The 23468-nt window shown below is 71.7% G+C and carries 23 protein-coding genes; 9 read left to right on the plus strand and 14 right to left on the minus strand.

Features of this window, described 5'->3' with window-relative positions; translation table 11 throughout:
• The 13 genes from D0D28_RS29260 to D0D28_RS29320 form a co-directional block, all read right to left on the minus strand.
• On the minus strand, positions 1-316 hold a 316-nt coding region (locus D0D28_RS29260), incomplete at its 3' end, for a DUF2752 domain-containing protein (protein ID WP_162831231.1).
• Between the two features lie 4 nt (positions 317-320).
• Positions 321-1049 (minus strand): RDD family protein, encoded by a 729-nt coding sequence (locus D0D28_RS29265; RefSeq protein ID WP_116114176.1) that lies wholly within the window; start codon positions 1047-1049, stop codon positions 321-323.
• Between the two features lie 71 nt (positions 1050-1120).
• Entirely contained in the window at positions 1121-2014 is an 894-nt protein-coding gene (gene era, locus D0D28_RS29270) for a GTPase Era (protein WP_094008867.1), read from the minus strand.
• Positions 2011-2343, minus strand: coding sequence for a cytidine deaminase (locus D0D28_RS29275; protein WP_094008866.1), 333 nt, complete (start codon positions 2341-2343; stop codon positions 2011-2013). The genes era and D0D28_RS29275 overlap by 4 nt, the downstream gene beginning before the upstream one ends.
• Entirely contained in the window at positions 2336-3673 is a 1338-nt protein-coding gene (locus D0D28_RS29280) for a hemolysin family protein (RefSeq protein ID WP_116114178.1), read from the minus strand. The genes D0D28_RS29275 and D0D28_RS29280 overlap by 8 nt, the downstream gene beginning before the upstream one ends.
• 11 nt (positions 3674-3684) lie before the next feature.
• Positions 3685-4233, minus strand: coding sequence for an rRNA maturation RNase YbeY (gene ybeY / locus D0D28_RS29285; RefSeq protein WP_094008864.1), 549 nt, complete (start codon positions 4231-4233; stop codon positions 3685-3687).
• A 2-nt stretch (positions 4234-4235) separates the two neighbouring features.
• Positions 4236-5333 carry a PhoH family protein gene (locus D0D28_RS29290; protein WP_116114181.1) on the minus strand — a complete coding sequence of 366 codons (1098 nt, stop codon included), beginning with the start codon at positions 5331-5333 and terminating at the stop codon, positions 4236-4238.
• Positions 5334-5423: 90 nt separating this feature from the next.
• Entirely contained in the window at positions 5424-5783 is a 360-nt protein-coding gene (locus tag D0D28_RS29295; RefSeq protein ID WP_094008862.1) for a histidine triad nucleotide-binding protein, read from the minus strand.
• A gap of 506 nt (positions 5784-6289) precedes the next feature.
• Positions 6290-7042, minus strand: coding sequence for a 16S rRNA (uracil(1498)-N(3))-methyltransferase (locus D0D28_RS29300; RefSeq protein ID WP_116114184.1), 753 nt, complete (start codon positions 7040-7042; stop codon positions 6290-6292).
• Complete coding sequence (gene dnaJ / locus D0D28_RS29305; RefSeq protein WP_116114186.1) at positions 7042-8202, minus strand: molecular chaperone DnaJ; 1161 nt, start codon at positions 8200-8202, stop codon at positions 7042-7044. The genes D0D28_RS29300 and dnaJ overlap by 1 nt, the downstream gene beginning before the upstream one ends.
• Before the next feature lie 36 nt (positions 8203-8238).
• Positions 8239-9264 carry a heat-inducible transcriptional repressor HrcA gene (hrcA, locus tag D0D28_RS29310; protein ID WP_094008859.1) on the minus strand — a complete coding sequence of 342 codons (1026 nt, stop codon included), beginning with the start codon at positions 9262-9264 and terminating at the stop codon, positions 8239-8241.
• An 86-nt stretch (positions 9265-9350) separates the two neighbouring features.
• Complete coding sequence (locus tag D0D28_RS29315) at positions 9351-10841, minus strand: CoA-acylating methylmalonate-semialdehyde dehydrogenase (RefSeq protein WP_116114189.1); 1491 nt, start codon at positions 10839-10841, stop codon at positions 9351-9353.
• Positions 10838-12136, minus strand: a complete 1299-nt coding sequence (locus D0D28_RS29320) for an aspartate aminotransferase family protein (protein ID WP_094008857.1) — start codon at positions 12134-12136, stop codon at positions 10838-10840. Before D0D28_RS29320 ends, D0D28_RS29315 begins: the two co-directional genes overlap by 4 nt.
• Positions 12137-12237: 101 nt before the next feature.
• Between D0D28_RS29320 and D0D28_RS29325 the strand changes: the two genes are divergently transcribed.
• From D0D28_RS29325 to D0D28_RS29360, 8 genes are all read left to right on the plus strand, one after another.
• A complete protein-coding gene (locus tag D0D28_RS29325) occupies positions 12238-13854 on the plus strand; it encodes a PucR family transcriptional regulator (protein ID WP_116114191.1) in 1617 nt (538 codons plus the stop codon).
• A gap of 35 nt (positions 13855-13889) precedes the next feature.
• Positions 13890-14258 carry an SSI family serine proteinase inhibitor gene (locus tag D0D28_RS29330; RefSeq protein ID WP_116114194.1) on the plus strand — a complete coding sequence of 123 codons (369 nt, stop codon included), beginning with the start codon at positions 13890-13892 and terminating at the stop codon, positions 14256-14258.
• Between the two features lie 162 nt (positions 14259-14420).
• The gene (locus D0D28_RS29335) at positions 14421-15986 is read left to right on the plus strand and encodes an NCS1 family nucleobase:cation symporter-1 (RefSeq protein WP_116114197.1); all 1566 of its coding nucleotides are present in this window, start codon (positions 14421-14423) and stop codon (positions 15984-15986) included.
• Positions 15937-16779 carry a nitrilase-related carbon-nitrogen hydrolase gene (locus D0D28_RS29340; protein ID WP_094008853.1) on the plus strand — a complete coding sequence of 281 codons (843 nt, stop codon included), beginning with the start codon at positions 15937-15939 and terminating at the stop codon, positions 16777-16779. The genes D0D28_RS29335 and D0D28_RS29340 overlap by 50 nt, the downstream gene beginning before the upstream one ends.
• 10 nt (positions 16780-16789) lie before the next feature.
• Positions 16790-18175 carry a dihydropyrimidinase gene (gene hydA / locus D0D28_RS29345; protein ID WP_116114199.1) on the plus strand — a complete coding sequence of 462 codons (1386 nt, stop codon included), beginning with the start codon at positions 16790-16792 and terminating at the stop codon, positions 18173-18175.
• Positions 18176-18184: 9 nt separating this feature from the next.
• Positions 18185-19180: a TIGR03842 family LLM class F420-dependent oxidoreductase gene (locus D0D28_RS29350; RefSeq protein WP_116114201.1), complete on the plus strand. Its 996-nt coding sequence runs from the start codon at positions 18185-18187 to the stop codon at positions 19178-19180.
• A gap of 91 nt (positions 19181-19271) precedes the next feature.
• Positions 19272-20240 carry an alpha/beta hydrolase gene (locus tag D0D28_RS29355; protein ID WP_116114204.1) on the plus strand — a complete coding sequence of 323 codons (969 nt, stop codon included), beginning with the start codon at positions 19272-19274 and terminating at the stop codon, positions 20238-20240.
• Between the two features lie 12 nt (positions 20241-20252).
• Entirely contained in the window at positions 20253-21185 is a 933-nt protein-coding gene (locus D0D28_RS29360) for a helix-turn-helix domain-containing protein (protein WP_116114206.1), read from the plus strand.
• On the opposite strand, the gene D0D28_RS29365 is transcribed toward D0D28_RS29360, so the two are convergent.
• Positions 21170-22399: a serine hydrolase domain-containing protein gene (locus D0D28_RS29365; RefSeq protein WP_116114209.1), complete on the minus strand. Its 1230-nt coding sequence runs from the start codon at positions 22397-22399 to the stop codon at positions 21170-21172. The genes D0D28_RS29360 and D0D28_RS29365 overlap by 16 nt on opposite strands.
• Before the next feature lie 60 nt (positions 22400-22459).
• Here D0D28_RS29365 and D0D28_RS29370 point away from each other — a divergent pair, with 60 nt between their 5' ends.
• Complete coding sequence (locus D0D28_RS29370) at positions 22460-23452, plus strand: LacI family DNA-binding transcriptional regulator (RefSeq protein ID WP_116114212.1); 993 nt, start codon at positions 22460-22462, stop codon at positions 23450-23452.
• The last annotated feature ends 16 nt before the right edge of the window (positions 23453-23468 follow it).

The raw sequence follows: 23468 nt of genomic DNA on the forward strand, positions 1-23468 counted from the left end.
CCCGGGTCCTCGGCACCGACCGCCGCCGGGCCCGCCCCGCCTCCCATCGCGCCGCGTCGACCAGCGTGACCACCGCCAGCGGCAGAAGCACCACCAGCGCGAACGCGTTGTACGACAGAGCCGCGAGGACGTCCCCGTGCAACAACGCGCCCAGCGCCCGGCTCCCGCCGCAGAACGGGCAGTCCAGGCCGGTCAGGGCGTGGAACCAGCACGGGATCCGGAGCACCCCCGTGCCGAGCGCCGCGCCGGCCGCGAGACCGGCCGCGGCCACGGCGGGGGTCACCCGCACGCTCCGCCACGACCGCCGCACCGTCATGACTTCAGTACAGCGCCTTCGTCGAAATGGCGTAAGTCTTCGCGGCTTTGTCGTGCCAGCCCTGCCGCGCCTGCTCGTCGAAGAACGGCGAGAGGACCACCAGCAGCTCGACCAGGCCACCGATGCACGGGATGAGACCCGGCAGCACCATCGTGGCCAACCGGGTGAAGGCGGGCCCGCCACCGATCCCGGCGCCCGGCTGCCCCGCCGACTGCTCGGTGACGATCCGGATGCCGGCCACGTTCTTGCCCACCGTCGCACCGCGCGTGGCGAGCATCGTGCCCTCGTAGACCAGGACGGACAGCGACGTCAGCGGCAGGAACAGCAGGAAGATCCACCACGTGCCCGGGTCACCGGCGAGCACCGCGAGCTGCAGGACCAGCACCAGGATCATCAGCGGCACCGCGATGATCAGGCCGTCCACGATCCGGGCGAGGAACCGGCTGCCCATCGTGGCGAGCACGAGCGGCGGCGTGTGCGGGAACTGGATCTGCGAGCCCGGCACGACGATGTGCGCCTGTCCCGGCATCGGCGGGATGCGGCCGTACGGCGGCTGCCCCGGATGCCCCTGCGGCATCCCGTACGCCGGGCTCTGCGGGTAACCGGGCTGGGGATAGCCGGGCTGGCCGTACGGCTGCTGGAACCCGCCCGAGGGCTGGCCGTAGGGCTGCTGGCCGGTCTGCGGGTACTGCCCGTAAGGTGGCTGGCCCGGCTGGCCGTAGGGATTGGTCACTGGATTCCCCCTCGAAGTGGATCACGTCGGGCGGCAGCGTACCCGGTGATCCGCAGCGGACCAGGAACCGGCTAGAAACCCAGGCGGCGCAACTGCTTCGGGTCGCGCTGCCAGTCCTTCGCGACCTTCACGTGCAGGTTGAGGTAGACCTTGGTGCCCAGCAGCTTCTGGATCTGCTGCCGCGCCTGCGCGCCCACCGCCTTCATGCGTTCGCCCTGGTGGCCCAGGATGATCCCCTTCTGGCTGGGCCGCTCGACGTACACCGTCGCGTAGATGTCGAGCAGGTCGCGCTTGTCCTCGCGCGGCAGCATCTCCTCCACGGTCACCGCGATGGAGTGCGGCAGCTCGTCGCGCACGCCCTCCAGCGCCGCCTCGCGGATCAGCTCCGCCACGAGCGTCTGCTCGGGCTCGTCGGTCAGGTCGCCGTCCGGGTAGAGCTGCGGGCCCTCCGGCAGCCGCGCGACGAGCAGGTCCTCCAGCTGCTGGACCTGGAAACCGTCCACGGCGGACACCGGGATCAGCTCCTCGAAGTCCAGCACGTCCTGCAGCGCCAGCAGCTGCTCGGCGATCTGCTCCGGCTTGGCCAGGTCGGTCTTGGTGACGATCCCGATCACCGGCGTGCGCTGGGCGACCTTGCGCAGCTCGCTCGCGATGTAGCGGTCACCGGGGCCGACCTTCTCGTCGGCGGGCACGCAGAACCCGACGACGTCCACTTCGGACCACGTCTCGCGCACGACGTCGTTGAGCCGCTGCCCGAGCAGGGTCCGCGGCTTGTGCACGCCCGGCGTGTCCACGATGACCAGCTGGGCGTCGTCGCGGTGGACGATGCCGCGGATGGCGTGCCGGGTGGTCTGCGGCTTGCTCGAGGTGATCGCGACCTTGGTGCCGACCAGTGAGTTGGTCAGGGTGGACTTGCCGGCGTTGGGGCGGCCGACGAAGCAGGCGAAACCGGAGCGGTGGGTCACAGGATTTCCCGCACGGTTCCGGACGGGTCGGCCCGCAGGATCGCCGCCGTCTTCGCCAGGTCGCGCACGGCCTGCACGGACGCCTCGGCCACGAACGGCTCGGCCGTGACGACCGCGGCCGCCTCCAGGCCCTCCGCCCCGCTGGACACCGCCGCCGCGACCGCGGCCTGCAGCGCGGTGATCTTGAACGACGGCAGGTCGACCGTGGTGGCCGCGTAGGTGCGGCCGTCGGTGTCGCGCACCGCGGCGCCCTCGGCGGCGGAGTTCCGCGCCCGCGCGGATCGGGCGAGGATGACGATCTTCTCGTCCTCCGGGTCCAGCTCAGGCATGGTCCACACTCCTGTCGGCCTCGTCGTGGTCACCGTTTCCGGTACGCACCCTACGTCCGGCCAGCTCGTCGCTCTCCGCCTGCACCACCACGGTCGTGATCCGCATCCGTCCGCGGCGGTCCTTGCCGCCCTCGGCGTGCAGCCGCAGCCCGTCCACCTCGGCCTCGGCGCCGGGCAGCGGCACCCGGCCGAGCCGCTGCGCGAGCAGGCCGCCGACGGTCTCCACGTCGTGGTCCTCCAGGTCCAGTCCGAACAGCTCGCCCAGGTCGCCGACGCCCAGCCGCGCCGACACCCGCACCGTGCGGTCGTCGAGGTGCTCGACCGGCGGCCGCTCCTCCTGGTCGGACTCGTCGGTGATCTCGCCGACGATCTCCTCCAGGATGTCCTCGATGGTCAGCAGGCCCGCGGTGCCGCCGTACTCGTCGACCGCGATCGCCAGGTGGTTGTGCGACACCTGCATCTCCCGCAGCAGGTCGTCCAGGCGCTTGGAGTCCGGCACGAAGCTCGCCGGGTACATCAGGTCCGCCACCGGTCTGGCCTCGCCGCCCTCGAGCTGCGCGCGCACCAGGTCCTTGATGTTGACCACGCCGACGATGTCGTCCACCGACTCGTCGATCACCGGCAGCCGCGTGAAGCCGGTGCGCAGCGACAGGGCCAGCGCCTGCCGGACGCTCTTGGTCTGCTCGATCCAGATGATCTCGGTGCGCGGCACCATCACCTCGCGCGCGACCGTGTCGCCCAGCTCGAACACCGAGTGGATCATCTGCCGCTCGCCCGGCTCCACCACCCCGCGCTCCTCGGCCAGGTCGGCCAGCTCACGCAGCTCGATTTCCGTGGTGAACGGGCCTTCGCGGAAGCCCTGCCCGGGGGTGATCGCGTTGCCGATGATGATCAGCAGCCGGGACAGCGGTCCGAGGACGGAGCCGAGCACCCGCACCGGCCAGGCCACCAGCGTGCCGACGCGGTAGGGGTGCTGGCGGCCGATCGTGCGCGGACCGACGCCGATGAGGACGTAGCTGACCAGCAGCATCACCAGCGCGGCCACCACCACCGCCAGCGCCTCGGGCTCGATCCACCGCAGGAACACCACGGTGACCAGGACCGTCGCGGTGAGCTCACAACCCAGCCGCAGCAGCACGAGCAGGTTGATGTGCCGTCGCCGCTCGTCGATCACCATGGCCAGCTGGCGGGCGCCGGGGCGGCCCATCCGGATCAGCCCCTCGGCGCGGGCCTTCGACACGCTGCTGACCGCCGCGTCGGCGGCCGCGAGCAGGCCGCCGAGCAGCACCAGCGCCACGGCGATCACCAGCAGAGCGGCTGAACTCGCCATCTCCGGTGGCCTCAGCTCTCGGCGTCGGCCGGGCCGTCCAGGCCCGCGGCTCCCAGCAGCCGGTCGTCGGCCGTGCGCTGCGCGTCGCGCCGCTTGGCCTCGGCGACCGCGGCCTGGAAGTCGGCGAGGATCCGCTTCTGCAGCCCGAACATCTCGCGTTCCTCGGCCGGTTCGGCGTGGTCGTAGCCGAGCAGGTGCAGCACGCCGTGCACGGTGAGCAGGTGCAGCTCGTCGAGCAGGGAGTGACCGGCCGTGCGGGCCTGGTCCCTGGCGAAGGCCGGGCACAGCACGATGTCGCCGAGCAACGCCGGTGACGGGTCACCGGCGTCCGGGCGGCGGGCGGCGTCCAGCTCGTCCATCGGGAAGGCCATGACGTCGGTGGGACCGGGCAGGTCCATCCAGCGTTCGTGCAGGTCGGACATGACGTCCAGGGTCACCAGCACCACCGACAGCTCGGCGAGCGGGCTGACCTCCATGCGGTCCAGCGCGAAGCGCGCGGCGGCGACGATCGAGGTCTCGTCCACCGCGACACCGGACTCGTTCGCGATCTCGATGGTCATGCTCAGTGCCGGCCCCGCCAGCCCGAACTGACACTGCCGGGGCCTCGACCCGTGTCCTGCTCGGCCTGCCACTTCTCGTAGGCGTCCACGATGTCCCCGACCAGCCGGTGGCGCACCACGTCGGAGCTGGTCAGCGTGGCGAAATGCAAGTCTTCCACGCCTTCCAGGATGTCACGCACCACCCGCAGGCCCGACTTCTGCCCGGTCGGCAGGTCGACCTGCGTGATGTCGCCGGTCACCACGATCTTCGAGCCGAAGCCGAGCCGGGTGAGGAACATCTTCATCTGCTCGGGCGTGGTGTTCTGCGCCTCGTCGAGGATGATGAACGCGTCGTTGAGGGTGCGGCCGCGCATGTAGGCCAGCGGCGCGATCTCGATCGTGCCGGCCTGGATCAGGCGCGGGATCGAGTCCGGGTCGACCATGTCGTGCAGCGCGTCGTAGAGCGGCCGCAGGTACGGGTCGATCTTCTCGGACAGCGTGCCCGGCAGGAAGCCGAGCCGCTCCCCGGCCTCGACCGCGGGGCGGGTGAGGATGATCCGGGTGATCTGCTTGGCCTGCAGTGCCTGCACGGCCTTCGCCATCGCCAGGTACGTCTTGCCGGTGCCGGCTGGGCCGACCCCGAACACGATCGTGTGCTTGTCGATGGCGTCGACGTAGCGCTTCTGGTTCAGCGTCTTGGGGCGGATGGTGCGGCCACGCCGGGACAGGATGTCCATGCTGAGCACTTCGGCGGGCGACTCCGTGCCGCCCGCCGAGAGCATGCCGACGGTGCGGCGGACGGTGTCCGGGCCGACCTGCTGGCCGCGCCCGGCCAGGGCGACCAGCTCGGCGAAGACGCGCTCGCCGAACGCGACGTCCGCGGGCTCCCCGGTGAGGGTGACCTCGTTGCCCCGGACGTGCACGTCGGCGGCCAGCAGTTCCTCGGCGACCCGCAGGTTCTCGTCGCGGGATCCGAGCAGCGTCAGCACGGCGCCGTCCGGGATGGGGAACCGGGACTGGGCGCTGCGCGTGCTCCGTGCGGTTCCGGTGGTCTCAGTGACGTCCCCGGCGCTGTCGGGAACGTCCGATCGGGCGGCTCCACCCTGTGCGGTTCCGGCCAAGTTTCCTCGGGCCTGCCTTCTGCGTTTCCGCTGCTCGCTTCCTGCTTACCCCATCGATGCTAGCGGGCCGGGCGGGTCGCGCGCAGTCGGTTACTTCGCGAGTCGCCCGAAGAACCCGAGCTGCTCCCCGCCCAGGACGTGCGCGTGCACGTGGAAGACGGTCTGGCCGGCGTCACCCTCCGTGTTGAAGACCACGCGGTAGCCCGACTCGGCGATGCCCTCCAGCTCGGCGACCTTCGCGGCGGTGGTCAGCACGTCGGACAGCAGTTGCGGATCGGCCGCGGCCAGCTCGGCGACATTCCGGTAACGCTTCTTCGGCACCACGAGCACGTGCACGCGGGCCTGCGGCTGGATATCACGAAACGCGAAAGTTGTTTCGGTTTCGTACACCTTGTCGCTCGGAATCTCGCCCGCGATGATCCGCTCGAACAACGTCTCGGCATCACTCATGCGGCGAACCCTATCGCGTGCCGGGATGCCCGGTGGCACAAGGGAAGTCGCGGATCGCGGGAGACGCCGCGGGGCGGTGGAGCCTGGGGGTCGCTCCACCGCCTCCGCGGCTCCGCCGGACCGAGGGGGGAGGTGTCCGGCGGGGCTTTGGGCACCCGGGGGCCACCCCAGGTGTCGTGTGGGCCAGGGTAATGGGTGCGACGGCTCGTGCGCCACAGTCGACACCCATTTTTTTTCCAGGTTCCGAAGACGGCCGGTACGCGAATGGGCGTCCGCGCCGGTGGGGCGCGGGTTCGCGGGCGCCGCCACCGGGCTGATTCGCCCGGAACGGCGACCACGCTGCGTGACGATCGGGGGTGGCCCGGCGCGGCCGGTGAGGGGTTCGAGCGCGGAGGTTGGGCTGGGCGTGGAATGCGCCACGCCGTGGCGGACTTGGGGAGGTCGGCACCGCAGCGGGGGGGGGCATTGGGCCCAGGGCGGCCCAGCCGCCACCGGCCCAGCCGGAATCAAGCCCAGCGGGACGTCATCGCGCCCAGGGCGCCCAGCGCCACCGCCGCCGCGGTTGAGGTTCGCAGCACCGTCGGGCCCAGGCGGACCCCGACGGCGCCCGCCGCGGTCAGGGTCTCCAGCTCGCCGTCCGTGATGCCGCCCTCCGGGCCCACCACCAGCACCACGTCACCGGCCTCGGGCAGCGACAACGAAGTCAGCCGCCGCGAAGCGCTGCCTTCGAGCACCACCGCGCAGGCCGCCCGCGCCACCACCTCGGCCAGCTGCGCCGTGGTCACCGGCTCGCGAACCGGCGGCACCCACGCCCGCCGGGCCTGCTTCGCCGCCGCGCGCGCCGTGTTCTGCCAGCGGGCCAGCGCCTTCGCCCCGCGCGGGCCCTCCTCCCAGCGCACCACACTGCGCTCGGCGCGCCACGGCAGGATCTCGTCCGCCCCGGCCTCCGTCGTCAGCTCCACCGCCAGCTCACCGCGGTCGCCCTTGGCCAGCGCCTGCGCCACGACGACCCGCACCGCGGGCCCGGGCTCGGTCCACCGCCGGGACACCGACAGGTCCAGCACCGGCGCGCAGCGGGGCCGGACCCCGGCGATCACGCACTCCGCGGCCGAGCCCCGGCCGTCCGACACGACCAGCCGCTCCCCCGCCCGCATGCGCCGCACGGTCGCCGCGTGCCGGGCCTCCTCGCCGTCGAGCACCAGGTCACCCGAAGCAGGCACCTCCTCGACGAGGAACACCGGCGGCGTGGTGGACGGCATTACTTGTGGCTCTTGGCGCGCAGCTTCGAGAACAGCCCGCCCTGGTGCCGCCCGTTGGACATCCCGGACTCCTCGCCGCGCAGCTGGGCCAGCTGCTGCAGCAGCTCCCGCTGGGCGTCGTCGAGCTTGGTCGGCACCGTGACGTCCACGTGGACGTGCAGGTCGCCACGCCCGTCGACCCGCCCGGACGACCGCAGCCGCGGCATGCCCATGCCCGCCAGCACCAGCTCGGTGCCCGACTGGGTGCCCGGGTCGACCGACAGCTCGTACTCGCCGTCGATCAGGGTCTCCAGCGGCACCGTGGCGCCCAGCGCCGCCGCCGTCATCGGGATCCGCAGGTTGCAGTGCAGGTCGTGGCCCTCGCGCACGAACACCTCGTGCGGCTCCTCGTCGACCTCGATGTAGAGGTCGCCCGCCGGGCCGCCACCGGGACCCACCTCGCCCTGCGCCGACAACCGGATCCGCATCCCGTCGCCCGCCCCGGCCGGGATCTTCGCCGTCACCGAGCGGCGCGCGCGCACCCGGCCGTCGCCACCACACTGGCGGCACGGGTCGGTGATGACCTCGCCGAAGCCGCGGCACACCGGGCACGGCCGCGACGTGACGACCTGCCCGAGGAACGACCGCTGCACCGACTGGATCTCGCCCTGCCCGCCACACGTGTCGCAGGTCTTGACCGTGCCGCCGGGGGCCGTGCCGTTGCCGTGGCACTGGTCGCACAGCACCGCCGTGTCGACCGTGATCTCCTTGTCGACCCCGGTCGCGCACTCCTCGAGGCTCAGGCTGATCCGGATCAGCGCGTCCGAGCCCGGCTGGACCCGGCTGCGCGGGCCGCGCCCGCGACCACCACCACCGGTGGCCGCGCCGAAGAAGGCGTCCATGATGTCGCCGAGACCACCGAACCCGCCGAACGGGTCACCGCCGCCACCGGCGCGGGCGCCGTTGTCCAGCGGGTCGCCGCCGAGGTCCACGATCTTGCGCTTCTGCGGGTCCGACAGGACCTCGTAGGCCGTGGTGACCTCGCTGAACCTGTGCTGGGCGTCCTCGGACGGGTTGACGTCGGGATGCAGCTCGCGGGCGAGCTTGCGGTAGGCGCGCTTGATCTCCTGATCACTCGCGTTCTTGGGCACCCCGAGGATGCCGTAGTAGTCCCTGGCCACCTTCTGAACCGTCCTCCTAGACGAGCATCACCCTGGCTAGCCGCCGGCCAGGATCTGCCCCACGTAGTTGGCCACCGCGCGCACCGCGGCGATCGTGCCGGGGTAGTCCATCCGGGTCGGACCGACCACACCCATGCCACCGAGCAGCATGTCGTTCTTGCCGTAGCCGATCGACACGACCGAGGTGCTGCGCATCTGCTCGTCCTCATTCTCTTCACCGATGCGCACGGTCACCGCACCGGGGTTGCGCGCCGCGGCGAGCAGCTTGAGCACCACGACCTGTTCCTCGAGCGCCTCCAGCACCTGGCGCAGCGATCCGGGGAAGTCGGCGACGCTGCGGGTGAGGTTGGCCGTACCGCCCAGGACCAGGCGTTCCTCGGGGTGCTCGACCAGGTGCTCGACCAGCAGCGTGCAGATCCGCACCAGCGCGTCGCGCAGTTCGCCGGGCGCCTGGTCGGGCAGCTCGGTGACCCGCGAGGCCGCGTCGGTGAGGCGACGGCCGGCCAGCGCGGCGTTGAGCATCTCGCGGATGCGGGCGACGTTCTCCTCGGTCATCACGTCGCCGAGGTCCACCGTGCGCTGGTCCACCCGTCCGGCGTCGGTGATGATCACCAGCATCAGGCGGGCCGGTGTGAGCGGCACCACTTCGAGGTGGCGCAGGGACGAGTTGGACATCGTCGGGTACTGGATGACCGCGACCTGCCGGGTCAGCTGGGCGAGCAGCCGCACCGAGCGGCGCAGCACGTCGTCCAGGTCGAGCGCCCCGTCGAGGAAGCTGATGATGGCCCGCCGTTCGGCCGAGCTGAGCGGCTTGACCTCGGACAACCGGTCGACGAAGAGCCGGTACCCCTTGTCCGTGGGAATGCGGCCGGCGCTGGTGTGGGGCTGGGTGATGTACCCCTCCTCCTCCAGGACCGCCATGTCGTTGCGCACCGTCGCGCTGGACACGCCGAGGCTGTGCCGGTCCACGAGAGCCTTGGAGCCGACCGGTTCCTGGGTCGACACGTAGTCCGCGACGATGGCGCGCAGGACCTCGAAGCGACGCTCCTCCGAGCTGGGCACGCCTCACCTCCGAACCGTACGGGCGGTATCTCACCACGAGTTTACGGAAGTGGCGGGCGGCGTGTCCCAGCTCGGTGAGCGGGCGCTCAGGAGTTGCGCGGGAAGCCCAGGTTCACCCCGCCCTGGGACGGGTCCGGCCAGCGGGACGTGACGACCTTCGTGCGGGTGAAGAAGTGGAAGCCCTCCGGCCCGTAGGCGTGGCTGTCGCCGAAGAGGGAGTCCTTCCAGCCGCCGAAGGAGTAGTACCCGACGGGCACCGGGATGGGCACGTTGAGCCCGACCATCCCGACTTCGACCTCGTTCTGGAACCGCCGCGCCGCCCGGCCGTCGTTGGTGAAGATCGCCGTCCCGTTGCCGTAGGCGTTGGCGTTCACCAGCGCGAGCGCGTCGTCGTAGCTGCCCGTCCGGACGACCGACAGCACCGGGCCGAAGATCTCGTCGGTGTAGATCGGCATGTCGGTGCGCACGTGGTCGAACAGGGTCGGGCCGAGCCAGAACCCGCCGCCGGACACGGAAACCGACCGGCCGTCCACGACCAGCGACGCCCCCGCCGAGACCCCGGCCTCCACATAGGACCGCACCCGGTCCCGGTGCGCCGCGGTGACCAGCGGGCCCATCTCCGACTCCGCCTCACGCCCGTCACCGACCGTCAGGCCGGCCATCCGGGAGGCGATCTTGGCGACCAGCTCGTCCGCGATCGGGTCCACGGCGACGACCACCGACACCGCCATGCACCGCTCCCCCGCCGACCCGAACCCGGCCGACACCGCGGCGTCGGCGGCCGGCGCGAGGTCGGCGTCGGGCAGCACGACCATGTGGTTCTTCGCCCCGCCCAGCGCCTGCACCCGCTTGCCGTGGCGGGTGCCGGTCTCGTAGACGTACCGCGCGATCGGCGTCGAGCCGACGAACGAGATCGCCTTCACCACCGGGTGCTCCAGCAGCCCGTCGACCGCGACCTTGTCGCCGTGCAGCACGTTGAGCGCGCCGTCGGGCAGCCCGGCCTCGGCGAACAGCTCGGCGATGAACAGCGACGCCGACGGGTCCTTCTCGCTCGGCTTGAGCACGACCGTGTTTCCGCAGGCCAGCGCGTTGGGCACGAACCACAGCGGCACCATCGCCGGGAAGTTGAACGGCGAGATCACCCCGACCACGCCGAGCGGCTGGGCGATCGAGTACACGTCGACGCCGGTGGAGGCGTTCTCGCTGAACCCGCCCTTGAGCATCTGCGGCGCGCCGCAGGCGTACTCGACGTTCTCGATGGCGCGGGCGATCTCCCCCGCCGCGTCGGAGAGCACCTTGCCGTGCTCGGCGGTGATGATCGCGGCCAGCTCGTCCTTGCGGGCGGTGAGCAGCTCGCGGAACCGGAACAGCACCCGCGACCGGGCCGCGAGCGAGGTGTCCCGCCAGCCGGGGAAGGCACGCGCGGCCGCCGCGACGGCCTCGTCCACCTGCCCGCCACCGGCGAAGTCCACGCGAGCGCGTACTTCACCGGTGGCGGGGTCGAACACCTCCCCGGTCCGGTCCGCTACCCCAGCCCAGGTCTTGCCGTCGATCCAGTGGCTGATCCGCTGCGTCACTTCCGCGCCTCCTGCACGGCGGCGATCGATTCCCGGAGGATTTCGAGCGCCTCACCGGTTTCCTCGTCGGTCAACGTCATCGGGGGAGCCAGCCGGATCACGTTGCCGTGCAGCCCGCCCTTGCCGGCCAGCAGACCGCGGGCGCGGGTCTCCTCCAGCACCAGGCGCGCGGACTCCGGGCTCGGCGACCCGTCCGGCTCGACCAGCTCGACGCCGATCATCAGGCCCTTGCCGCGCACGTCGCCGACGACGTCGTAGCGCTCGGCGAGGTCGCGCAGCCCGGTCATCAGGCGCGCGCCCTGCTTCGCGGCGTTGCCCTGCAGGTCGTGGCTGAGCAGGTAGTCCAGGGTCGCCTTCGCGCCCGCGGTGGACACCGGGTTGCCGCCGAAGGTCGAGATCGAGTTGGCGGTGATCGAGTCCATCACCTCACCGCGGGCCACCACGCCGCCGATCGCCAGCCCGTTGCCCAGGCCCTTGGCGAACGTCATCGCGTCCGGGGTCACGCCGTGCGCCTGGATGCCCCAGAAGTGCTCGCCGGTGCGGCCCCAGCCGGTCTGGACCTCGTCGGAGATCAGCAGGATCCCGTATTCGTCGAGGACCTCCTTGAAGGCCGCGAACAACCCGTCCGGCGGCACGTTGAACCCGCCGACGCCCTGGATCGGCTCGGCGATCAACGCGGCCACGTCCCCCGAGGTGGTGGTCTCCAGGACGTCGCGGAGGTCGTCGGTGCAGGCACGCACGTAGCCGGCGTCGGAAAGGTTCCGGAACGCGTCCCGGTAGCGGTAGCCGCCGTGCACGTAGGAGACCTTGACCGGGGACAGCGAGCTGGCCGACCAGCCGCGGTTGCCGGTGATGCCGACCGTGGCGAACGCCCGGCCGTGGTAGCTGTTGCGCATCGCGAGCACCTGGTTGGAGCGGCGGTACTGCGTCGCGAGCATCAGCGCGGTCTCGTTGGCCTCGGTGCCGGAGCTGGTGAAGAACACCTTGGCGTCCGGGATGCCGCTCAGCTGAGCGATCTGCTCGGCCAGCTCGACCTGCTTGCGGATCAGGTACAGCGTCGAGGTGTGCAGGACGCCGGAGTCGACCTGGGCGCGGATGGCGTCGGAGATCTCGGCGATGTCGTAGCCGATGGCGTTGGTGAGGATGCCGGCGAAGAAGTCCAGATAGGTGGTTCCGGAGGAATCGGTGACCCGCCTCCCCTGCGCTCGCACGATCTCCAGGGGCTCGTCGTAGTACAGGGCCAGCCAGTTCGGCAGGACCGCCCGGTGCCGGGCCAGCAGCTCCGATTCGCTCATGCCCGCCAGTCTCGGTGGCCGTCGCGCCCGGCCACCACACACAACATGTACCCAATGGCCGGATCGGCCGTACAGTCTGCTTTCTGGCGAGGAGGTGGCGCTTGTACCCGACGGTCGCGGACGTCCTGGCCCTGCCGGTGCTGCGGCACGGCCGCCCGAAGGTGGTCGCGGGCGGGCAGCGGCTGGACACCCGGGTGCGGTGGGTGCACGTCGCCGAGGTCGCCGACATCGGGCACCTGCTCAAGGGCGGGGAACTGGTCCTGACGACCGGGATCGCGCTGCCGGACGACGCCACGCAGCTGGCGAAGTACGTGGACGGGCTCGCCGAGGCCGGGGCCGCGGGACTGGTGGTCGAGCTGGTCCGGCACTGGAGCGACGCGCTGCCCCGCGCCCTGGTCGACGCCGCCGCGCGGCACGAGCTGCCGCTGATCACCCTGTCCCGCGAGACGCGCTACGTCGCGGTCACCGAGGCGGTGAACGGGCTGATCGTGGACGCCCAGGTCGCCGAGCTGCGTGCCGCCGAGCACGTGCACCAGGTGTTCACGCAGCTCACCGTCGCCGGCGCGGAACCGGCCGAGGTGCTGCGCGAGGTCGCGCGCATGACCGAGTCGCCGGTCGTGCTGGAAACCCTGGCGCACGAGGTGCTCGCCTACGACTCCGCGGGCAGTGATCCGGCCGAGCTGCTGACCGGCTGGCCGGCCCGCTCCCGCACCGTGCACCTGGGCGAGCGCACCGGCTACCACGCCGACGCGGGCTGGCTGGTCACCGTCGTCGGCGCGCGCGGGCACGACTGGGGACGGCTGGTGATCGTGTGCGACGACCCGCCGCCGGACCGGCACGTCGTGGTCGCCGAGCGGGCGGCATCGGCGCTCGCGGTGCACCGGCTGGTCGCCCGCGAGGCGGACAGCCTGGAGCGGCAGGCGCACCGGGCGGTGCTCGCCGAGCTGATGACCTCGCCCGCCCCGTCCACCGAACTGCTGGCCCGCGCGGCCGCGCTGGGCTCGCCGTTGTCCGGGCGGCTGGTGGGCGTCGCGGTCCGGCCGCGGATGACCGCGTCGCAGCGCCAGGCGGCGTCCGCGCCGACCGTGCTGCGGGACCTCGCCGAGACGGTCTCGCTGGCCACGCGCCGGGCGAAGGTGTCCGCGCTCGTCGCGGTCGTCGACGACGTCAGCGTGCGCGCGCTGCTGTCGCTGTCGCCGCAGGCCAAAATCGACGCGGTGCTGAGCCGGCTGTCCGCGGAGCTGCGGGCGCGGCCCACCTCGGTGCCGGTTGTGCTCGCCGTCGGCACCGTGGTCGAGACCGCCGCCCACGCCCGCCGCAGCCTGGTCGAGGCCGCGCACGTCGCCGCGGCGGCGCTGCGCTCGGACACCGACCGCGAGGTGCACTGCCTGCGGGACGTCCGGTTGCGCGGGCTGCTGCACCTGCTCGCCGACGACGAGCGGGTCCGCGCGTTCGCCGAGCGCGAGCTGGGCCCGCTGCTGTCCCGGGACGCGGCGTCGGGCACCCGGCTGGTCCAGGCCCTGCGGCACTACTGCGAGCACGGCGGAAACAAGTCGGCGGCGGCCGCGGCGGCGCACACCTCCCGCACCGCCTACTACCAGCAGCTCGCGCGCATCGAGCAGGTCCTGGGCGTGCCGTTGGAGGACCCTGAATCGATGCTGTCGCTCTACCTCGCGCTGCTGGCCCATGATCTGTCCGACGATCACCCGAACCGGTAACACAGTTTCCCCGCGGTCCAGCCGATAGCCCCGATATGCCTCTTTCCGCCCTACTCCCCGCCGCGGCGTCGGTCCTGGGCATGGCCGCGCCGCCGGCCCAGACGCCCGCGGCCAGCCTCATGCTCTCCCTGCAGGACGGCGCCGGCCGGGTCGTCACCGTGAGCCTGGACTGCCACCCGCCCGGCGGCAGCCACCCCCGCAAGGCCAAGGCCTGCACGACGCTGACCACTGTGGACGGTGACATCGACCGCATCCCCGGTGAGGCGACGGTGTGCCCGATGATCTACAGCCCGGTCGCCGCCACCGCCAAGGGCCACTGGCGCGGCAAGCCGGTGGTCTACACCCACACCTACGGCAACAAGTGCGCCGCGGCCGCGGAGTCCGCCGGGGTCTTCGAATTCTGAATCCGTGTTTCGCTCAGATTGACCGGCTGTCACGAGCGGCTTGCACGTCCGGGTGATGCACCGGCCCGCGCCGGGCGCAATCGACACTATGCGTTCCGACGCGGGCAACGGTGAACACTCTGACAGTGCCTCCCCCGCGCCGGGGACGAGCACGATTCCGCAATGGAACCCACCTCGCAGATCACGCGACCCGACGGCCGGGTGGATCTCAGCGACACCGCGCCGATCCGTGGTAGCCGGTTCTACAACGACGAGCTCGCTCCGGTTCCGGTGGAAAAGCGCACCTGGAGCACCTACAACTATTTCGCCCTGTGGATGGGAATGGCGCACAACATTCCCAGCTACGCGCTCGCCGCCTCGTTGATCGCGCTGGGGATGAACTGGCTCCAGGCACTGATCACGATCACCCTGGGCAACCTGATCGTGCTGATCCCGATGCTGCTCAACAGCCACGCCGGCACCAAGTACGGCATCCCGTTCCCGGTGTTCGCCCGCGCCTTCTACGGGATCCGGGGCGCGAACCTGGCGGCGCTGCTGCGGGCGTTCATCGCGTGCGGCTGGTTCGGCATCCAGACCTGGGTCGGCGGCGAGGCGATCTACATCCTGGTCGGCAAGCTGACCGGGTCCGGGTGGCGCAACGCGGCCGAGGTGGGCGGCCAGCCGTGGACGCTGTGGCTGTCGTTCGGCGTCTTCTGGGTGGTCCAGATGCTGATCATCTGGCGCGGGATGGAGGCGGTGCGGCGGTTCGAGAACTGGACCGCGCCGCTGGTGTCGGTCGGGTTCCTGATCCTGCTCGCGTACGTCCTCATCAAGGCCGGTGGCCTGGGCCCGATCCTGTCCGAGCCGGCGAAGCTGGGCTGGGGCACCGAATTCTGGACGATCTTCGCGCCGTCGCTGATGGCGATGATCGCGTTCTGGTCGACGCTGTCGCTGAACATGCCGGACTTCACCCGCTTCGGCGGCAGCCAGCGCACGCAGGCCCGCGGCCAGGTGCTCGGCCTGCCGACCACGATGACGTTCATCGCGATCGTGGCGATCCTGACCACCTCGGGCGGCCAGGTGCTCTACGGTGAGGCGATCTGGGACCCGGCGCAGCTGGCCGACCGGTTCTCCAGCCCGGCGCTGGTGGTGGTCGCGCTGATCGCGCTGGTGCTCGCCACGATCTCGGCCAACCTCGCGGCGAACGTGGTCAGCCCGTCCTACGACTTCTCCAACGCCTTCCCCAAGCGGATCACCTTCGCCGTCGGCGGGCTGATCACCGGCGTGATCGGCGTGGTGATCATGCCGTGGAAGCTCTACTCCGACCCCGACATCTACATCTTCGCCTGGCTGGGCTTCTACGGCGGTGTGCTCGGCGCGGTCGCCGGGGTGCTGGTGGCCGGCTACTGGGTGGTCAAGCGCACCAACCTGGACCTGGCCGGGCTCTACGCCGAGGGCGGCCGGTACTGGTTCCGCGCCGGCTGGAACTGGCGCGCGCTGGTCGCCACCGCCGTGGGCGGGCTGCTCGCGGTCGGCGGCGCCTACACCGCGCCCGGTTCGCAGGGCCCGTTCCCCGCCGACGGGCTGATCCCGTTCCTCAAACCCCTCTACGACTACAGCTGGGTCGCCGGTCTCGTCGGCGCCTTCGTCGTCTACCTCGCGCTGTCGTGGGCGCACCGTCAACCGAAGGAGGAAACCCGTGAGCAGTCTGGTCCGAGCCGCGTTGGTACAGCAGCGGTGGACGGGTGACAAGGACTCGATGATCGCCGGCGCCGTCGAGGCGATCGGCACGGCCGCCTCGCAGGGCGCGCAGGTGGTGTGCCTGCAGGAGCTGTTCTACGGCCCGTACTTCTGCCAGGTGCAGGACGCCGACTACTACTCCTACACCGAGGGCATCCCGGACGGCCCGACGACCAAGCTGCTGCAGGAGGTCGCCGAGCGGCACGGCATCGTCATCGTCGCGCCGATGTACGAGGAGGAGCAGGCCGGCGTCTACTACAACACCGCCGCGGTGATCGACGCCGACGGCAGGTACCTGGGTAAGTACCGGAAGAACCACATCCCGCAGGTCAAGGGCTTCTGGGAGAAGTTCTACTTCCGGCCCGGCAACACCGGCTACCCGGTGTTCGACACCGCGGTCGGCCGGATCGGCGTCTACATCTGCTACGACCGGCACTTCCCGGAGGGCTGGCGCGCGCTCGGCCTGGCGGGGGCGAAGATCGTGTTCAACCCGTCGGCGACCAGCCGCGGCCTGTCGCAGTACCTGTGGCGCCTGGAGCAGCCCGCGGCGGCCGTGGCGAACGAGTACTACGTCGGCGCGATCAACCGGGTCGGCGTGGAACCGCTGGGCGACAACGACTTCTACGGTCAGACCTACTTCGTCGACCCGCGCGGCGAGCTGGTCGGCGACGCCGCCTCCGACACCGAGGACGAGGTCGTGGTGCGGGACCTGGACATGGACAAGCTGTCCGAGGTGCGCAACCTGTGGCAGTTCTACCGCGACCGCCGCCCGGACTCCTACGACCCGCTCGTGGCGCCCTGAGGGAGAACGCATGCGCACGCTGATCAAGGGCGGCACGGTGCTGTCCACCACCGGGGCGAGCCGCGCGGACGTGCTCGACCAGCGCGAGACGATCGCCGCGGTCGCCGCGCCCGGGCTGTTCGGCACGGCCGACGAGGTGATCGACGCGACCGGGAAGTACGTGATGCCCGGCGGGATCGACGCCCACACGCACATGGAGATGCCGTTCGGCGGCACGTTCTCGCACGACACCTTCGAAACCGGGACGATCGCGGCCGCCTGGGGCGGCACCACCACGATCATCGATTTCGCGGTGCAGCCCAAGGGATCGACGCTCCAGCCGACGCTGGACAAGTGGCACGAGAAGGCCGGCGGCAACTGCGCCGTCGACTACGGCTTCCACATGATCCTGTCCGACGTCAACGACACGACGCTGAAGGAGATGCAGACCTGCATCGACGCCGGGGTGTCCAGCTTCAAGATGTTCATGGCCTACCCGGGCGTGTTCTACTCCACCGACGGCGAGATCCTGCGCGCGATGCAGCAGGCGACCGAGACCGGCGCCACGATCATGATGCACGCGGAGAACGGCATCGCGATCGACCAGCTGGTCGCGCAGGCGCTGGCCGAGGGCAAGGGCGATCCGGTGCAGCACGGGCTGACCCGGCCGCCGGAGCTGGAGGGCGAGGCGACCTCGCGGGCGATCCGGCTCGCACAGGTGACCGGTGCGCCGCTCTACATCGTGCACCTGTCGGCGTCGCAAGCGCTTGCGGCCGTCGCGGAAGCCCGCAACACCGGGCAGAACGTGTTCGCCGAGACCTGCCCCCAGTACCTCTACCTGTCCATCGAGGACCTCGCCAAGCCGGGCTTCGAGGGCGCGAAGTACGTGGCATCCCCGCCACTGCGGGAGAAGTGGCACCAGGGCGACCTGTGGCGCGGGCTGCGCACGAACGACCTGAGCGTGGTGTCGACCGACCACTGCCCGTTCTGCTTCAAGGACCAGAAGGAGCTCGGCCGGGGGGACTTCTCGAAGATCCCCAACGGGATGCCGGGGGTCGAGCACCGGATGGACCTGTTGCACCAGGGTGTGGTGGCCGGCGAGATTTCGCTGGGCCGGTGGGTCGAGGCGTGCTCGACCACCCCGGCGCGCATGTTCGGCCTGTACCCGCGCAAGGGCGTGATCGCGCCCGGCTCGGACGCCGACATCGTGGTCTACGACCCGGCGGCGAAGCAGACGCTGTCCGCCGAGACCCACCACATGAACGTGGACTACTCGGCGTACGAAGGCTTCGAGATCACCGGCAAGGTCGAGACGGTGCTCTCCCGCGGCAGGGTGATCGTGTCGCCGTCCGGGTTCTCCGGCAGCGCCGGGCACGGGAAGTTCCTGTCCCGGGACCTGTGCCAGTACCTGAACTAGGGAGCCGTCATGGACTTCGGTGTGGTGCTGCAGACGGATCCGCCCGCGCGCGAGGTGATCCGGCTGATGAAGGCCGCGGAGGACTGCGGGTTCGGCTACGGCTGGACGTTCGACTCCGTGGTGCTGTGGCAGGAGCCGTTCGTCATCTACTCGCAGATCCTGGCCGCCACCTCGGCGATGACGGTCGGCCCGATGGTGACCAGCCCGGGCACCCGGGACTGGTCGGTGCTCGCGTCGTTGTTCGCCACGCTCAACGACATGTTCGGCAACCGCACGGTGTGCGGGATCGGGCGCGGCGACTCGGCGCACCGGGTGATCGGCAAGCGTCCGTCCACATTGGCCACGGTCCGGGACGCGATGCACGCGGTCAAGGAGCTGGCCGAGGGCCGGGAGGTCGTGCTCGGCGACACCCCGGTGCGCATCCCGTGGGTGCGCGGCGGGCGGCTGGAGATGTGGATGGCCGGCTACGGGCCGAAGGCGCTGCGGCTGGCCGGTGAACAGGCCGACGGGTTCATCCTGCAGTGCGCCGACCCGGCGATCGCGGAGTGGACCATCGGCTCGGTCCGGGAAGCGGCGCGGGCGGCGGGACGGGACCCGGCCGGCATCACGATCTGCGTCGCGGCGCCCGCCTACGTCGGGGACGACCTGCCGCATCAGCGGGACCAGCTGCGGTGGTTCGGCGGGATGGTCGGCAACCACGTCGCCGACCTGGTCGCCCGCTACGGCGAATCCGGGCCGGTGCCGCACGAGCTGACCGACTACATCCGCGAGCGGCAGGGCTACGACTACGCCCATCACGGCAAGGCGGGCAACCCGTCGACCGACTTCGTCCCGGACGAGATCGTCGACCGGTTCTGCCTGACCGGCCCCGCGGGGGCGCACGTGGCGCGGTTGCAGGAACTGGCCGCGCTGGGAGTCGACCAGTTCGCCGTGTACCTGATGCACGACCAGCGCGAACAGACGCTGCACGCCTACGGCGAGGAGATCATCGGCAAGCTGGGATGACCACCCGCCGGGTGGCGGGCAACACCCGCCACCCGGCGCGTCCCGCCCGGGTGACGATGGTGGTCACACCGTCGTGACTCCAGGAGGCCCGATGACCACCAGCACCCCGTACGGCCCGCCGCCCGCGTTCGACCCCGAAGCCGCCGCCATGCTCGCCGTCATCGCCGAGGAGGTCCCGCCCACGGTCACGGCGGACATGATCCCCGCGCTGCGCGCGGCCAGGAGCGCGCGCCTGCCGTCCGACGCGGAGCTGAGCCGGGACGGGCGGCTGGAACTGGTGGACCGGCGGGTGTCGGACGAGGTGTCCGTGCTGGTCGCCCGGCCGGCGGACCTGGGAACGACGGCCCCGGGGATCTTCTGGATCCACGGCGGCGGCATGGTCGTGGGCACCAACCGGGTCGGGATCGAGGAGCCGCTGGACTGGGCCCTCGAACTGGGGCTCGTCGTGGTGTCGGTGGAGTACCGGCTCGCGCCCGAGCACCCGCACCCGGTGCCGGTCGAGGACTGCTACGCCGGGCTGCGGTGGACCTCAGAGCACGCCGGGGAACTGGGCATCGACCCGGCGCGGCTGATCGTGGCCGGCGGCAGCGCGGGCGGTGGCCTGGGCGCCGCGGTCGCCTTGATGGCCCGGGACCGCGGCGGACCGCGGCTGGCGGGTCAGCTGCTGATCGCGCCCATGCTCGACGACCGCAACGAGACCCCGTCCACCCACCAGATGAAGGGGCTCGGCGTGTGGGACCGCACGTCGAACGAGACCGGCTGGACGGCCCTGCTGGGTGAGGCGCGGGGCGGCCCGGACGTCTCCCCCTACGCCGCCCCCGCGCGGGCGACGGACCTGTCCGGGCTGCCGCCGGCGTTCATCGACGTCGGCTCGGCCGAGTCGTTCCGCGACGAGGACGTCGACTACGCCCGGCGCATCTGGCTCGCCGGCGGCTCGGCGGAGCTGCACGTGTGGCCGGGCGGCTACCACGGGTTCGACGCGTTCGCGCCGCGGGCCGCGCTCTCCCAGGAGGCCCGGGCCACCCGGCTCCGGTGGCTGCGCCGCATGCTCGCGGAGTGACACCATGGTCGCGTGAGAGAGCTGGCAGGGCGGCTGGCCGCACTCGACCCGGAGGCGGGCGCCGCGGTCAAGGTGATCGCCTACTTCGACCGCCTCGGCGACGGGCACGCCGGGCTGGAGGCGCTGGTCCGCGGGGCGGCAACGCTCGCGTCCTGCCCCGCCCGCCTGGACGTGCCGGGGCACCGCGTGCGGGTGACCGCGGACGGACGGCGGTCGGCCCCCGGCGGTGAGATCGACCCGGAGTGGCCCGGCGTGGGCGGGGTGTGGCTGGAACGACCGGGCCCGGCCTCCGCGGTGGACGCGATGATCCTGGAACGCGCCGCCGCCGCGGTCCGCCTCGTGCTGGACCGGAACCGCGTGCCCGAGCCGGTCGAGATCGTGCTGGACGAGACGGCCTCGCCGGAGGCGCGGCGGAAGGCGGCGCGGCGGCTGGGCCTGTCGTCGACCGCGCGCGCCGTCGCCTACGCCGACGGGACCACGGGCGTGGTGATCACCGCGCCCGCCGGTGCCCGCGCGGGCATCGGTCCCCTGGTGCCGGTGCTGGACCTGCCCGCGTCGCTGGCCGCGGCCCGGACGGCGTTGCGGTTCACCGCCGAGGGCACGCCGGAGGACCCCGGCCCGCGCGTGGTCCGGTTCGACGAACTGGGCGGGCTGGCGGTGCTCGCCGAGGCCGTCGGACCGGGCAGCGAACCGGTGCCGGACGTGCGCGCGCTGGAACGCGCGGCCGCGTGCGCGCCGTGGATGCTCGCCACGCTCGACGCCGTCGCCACCAGCGCGAGCCTGCGCGCGGCCGCTGCCGCGCTCACCGTGCACCACTCGACGCTGCAGGACCGGTTGGCTCACGCGAAGACCGTGCTGGGCTGGTCAGTGCACGAGCCGTGCGGGCGCCTGCGGTTGCAGCTCGCGCTGGCGCTGCGGCGGCTGCACCGTCAGACGACCGCCTGATACACCAGCTGCCGCAGGTACTGCCGGATCGGGTGGGTGTTCGACGGCAGCAGCTGCGTGAAGAACAGCGCCGTGATCTCCTCGGCCGGATCGACCCAGAACGCCGTGTTCGCCGCGCCGCCCCACGCGTATTCGCCCTTGCTGGACAAGGTTTTCGCCTTCACCGGGTCCTCCAGCACGGAGAACCCGAGCCCGAACCCGAACCCGTCGAAGGGCATTTCGGCGAACAGCGGCCGGCCGTAGGCCTCCAGGTCCACGCCACCGGGCAGGTGGTTGCTCGCCATGAGGCCGACCGTGCGCGGGCCGAGCAGCCGGACGCCGTCGAGTTCGCCGCGGCCCAGCAGGAACTGGGTGAACCGGTGGTAGTCGGCCGCGGTGGACACCAGCCCGCCACCGCCGGACAGGCAGGCGGGTTTCGCCAGGCCGCTCCGGCCGAAGGCGTCGTTGCGGACCGCCTTGCGCGTGCTGGGATCCGGCACGTACAGCGCGGCGAACTTCTCGGTGGAGTCGGTGGCGAAGCCGGTGCTGCCCATGCCCAGCGGCTCGAACACCCGCCGCGCGAAGAACTCGTCGAGCGGCTGCCCGGACACCACTTCGATCAACCGGCCGAGAACGTCGGTGGCCACGGAGTAGTTCCACTCCGCGCCCGGCTGGAAGGCCAGCGGCAGCTCGGCCCACCGCCGCGTGCACTCGGCGAGGTCGGCGCCGGGCGGGGTGCCCCACTCGAAGCCGTGCGCGCGGTAGATCGCGTCGACCGGATGCGCGTGGTGGAAGCCGTAGGTGAGCCCGGCGGTGTGGGTGAGCAGGTGCCACACGCGGATCGGCTCGGTGGCCGGTTCGGTGACCGGTTTGAGCGCCGAGCCCTTGACGTACACGCGCGGCGCGGCGAACTCGGGCAGCCACCGCGCGATCGGGTCGGTGAGCTCGAAGGCGCCCTCCTCGTACAGGATCATCGCGGCGACGGAGGTGACCGGCTTGGTCATCGAGAAGATGCGCCAGCGCGTGTCCACCTCCACCGGAAGGCCCGCTTCGACGTCCCGGTGCCCGCGCCGCGCGACGTAGGCGATCTTGCCGCGCCTGCTGACCACGGCGAGCCATCCGGGCAGCAGCCCGTCGTCGACGTACCGGGCGAAGTGCGCCTCGATCCGGTCCAGCCGCCGCGGGTCGAACCCCACCTCGGCGGGGTCGGTGTCCACCTTCAGCTCCATCGCCATGATCTCGTTCTACTCCAGCCGGGCTTGACAGACCAGATCCACGGCTGACATCGTTTAGTTATGCGCATAACTGGCCAGGGCCGGCCACGCCGGGTCTCGCAGGCGGACATCGCGCGCCGCGCCGGGGTCACCCAGGCGGCGGTATCGCTGATCCTGCGCGACAAGGCGACGACGATCCCGGAGGAGACCCGGCGGCGGGTGCTCGACATCGCCCGGGAGATGGGCTACCGCGCCGATCCGCTCGCGCGTCGCCTGGCGAAGGGGCGCAGCCAGCTGCTCGGGATCTTCACCTACGAGCGCGTGTTCGGCACCGCGCAACGCAGCCTCTACCACCCGTTCCTGCTGGGCATCGAGGAAGCCGCCGAGGAGTCCGGGAACGACCTGCTGCTGTTCACCAGCGCCGCGATGTCCGGGCCGGTGCGCAGCATCTACGCCGGCGGTGAGAACAAGCTGCGCCTGGTGGACGGCGCCGTGCTGCTCGGGCGGGACGAGATCCCCGCCGACCTGGAGCAGCTGGTCGCCGAGCAGTACCCGTTCGTCTTCATCGGGCGGCGGTTCCTCGACGACGGGCGCGAGGTGCCCAACGTGTCGCCGGACTACCGGGGCGCGGGGCGCGTGCTGGCCGGCCGGATCGCCGCGCTCGGCCACCGCGAGGTCCGGTACGTGGGCGCCAATTCCGGTCTGCCCGCCACCGCCGACCGGCTCGCCGGGCTGCGCGACGGCGATCTCGTGGTGTCGTCGTCCTTCCCCAAGCTCGACGAGATCTCCCCCGCGTTCGTGCGGGAACTGCGCGAGAGCGGGGTCACCGCCGTCGTCGCCGAGAACACCGGCTACGCCGAGGCGGTGCGGACAGTGGCCCCCGGCCTGCCGATCGCCGTGGCCGGGATCTCCGAGGAGAGCGCGGACGAGCACTGGTCCGGCTACGGCATTCCCGGCCGCCTGGTCGGCCGCCGCGCGCTGGAGCAGCTGCTGGCCGCGGTGGAGGGCGGCGGCGACGCGATCAGCACCGTCGAGTGCCCCCAGCACGAGGGGACCACGCTCACCCGCGCCTGAGACTGACGACCCCAAC

It is taken from the genome of Amycolatopsis ruanii, from assembly GCF_003385175.1.
GTDB lineage: Bacteria > Actinomycetota > Actinomycetes > Mycobacteriales > Pseudonocardiaceae > Amycolatopsis_E > Amycolatopsis_E thermalba.

Excerpts from the sequence above, each read along its gene's own strand:
- D0D28_RS29275 (WP_094008866.1), bottom strand. The coding sequence starts at position 2,343 with ATGCCTGAGCTGGACCCGGAGGACGAGAAGATCGTCATCCTCGCCCGA.
- D0D28_RS29280 (WP_116114178.1), bottom strand. The coding sequence starts at position 3,673 with ATGGCGAGTTCAGCCGCTCTGCTGGTGATCGCCGTGGCGCTGGTGCTG.
- ybeY (WP_094008864.1), bottom strand. The coding sequence starts at position 4,233 with ATGACCATCGAGATCGCGAACGAGTCCGGTGTCGCGGTGGACGAGACC.
- D0D28_RS29295 (WP_094008862.1), bottom strand. The coding sequence starts at position 5,783 with ATGAGTGATGCCGAGACGTTGTTCGAGCGGATCATCGCGGGCGAGATT.
- D0D28_RS29300 (WP_116114184.1), bottom strand. The coding sequence starts at position 7,042 with ATGCCGTCCACCACGCCGCCGGTGTTCCTCGTCGAGGAGGTGCCTGCT.
- D0D28_RS29320 (WP_094008857.1), bottom strand. The coding sequence starts at position 12,136 with ATGAGCGAATCGGAGCTGCTGGCCCGGCACCGGGCGGTCCTGCCGAAC.
- D0D28_RS29330 (WP_116114194.1), top strand. The coding sequence starts at position 13,890 with ATGCCTCTTTCCGCCCTACTCCCCGCCGCGGCGTCGGTCCTGGGCATG.
- D0D28_RS29335 (WP_116114197.1), top strand. The coding sequence starts at position 14,421 with ATGGAACCCACCTCGCAGATCACGCGACCCGACGGCCGGGTGGATCTC.
- hydA (WP_116114199.1), top strand. The coding sequence starts at position 16,790 with ATGCGCACGCTGATCAAGGGCGGCACGGTGCTGTCCACCACCGGGGCG.
- D0D28_RS29350 (WP_116114201.1), top strand. The coding sequence starts at position 18,185 with ATGGACTTCGGTGTGGTGCTGCAGACGGATCCGCCCGCGCGCGAGGTG.
- D0D28_RS29355 (WP_116114204.1), top strand. The coding sequence starts at position 19,272 with ATGACCACCAGCACCCCGTACGGCCCGCCGCCCGCGTTCGACCCCGAA.
- D0D28_RS29365 (WP_116114209.1), bottom strand. The coding sequence starts at position 22,399 with ATGGCGATGGAGCTGAAGGTGGACACCGACCCCGCCGAGGTGGGGTTC.
- D0D28_RS29370 (WP_116114212.1), top strand. The coding sequence starts at position 22,460 with ATGCGCATAACTGGCCAGGGCCGGCCACGCCGGGTCTCGCAGGCGGAC.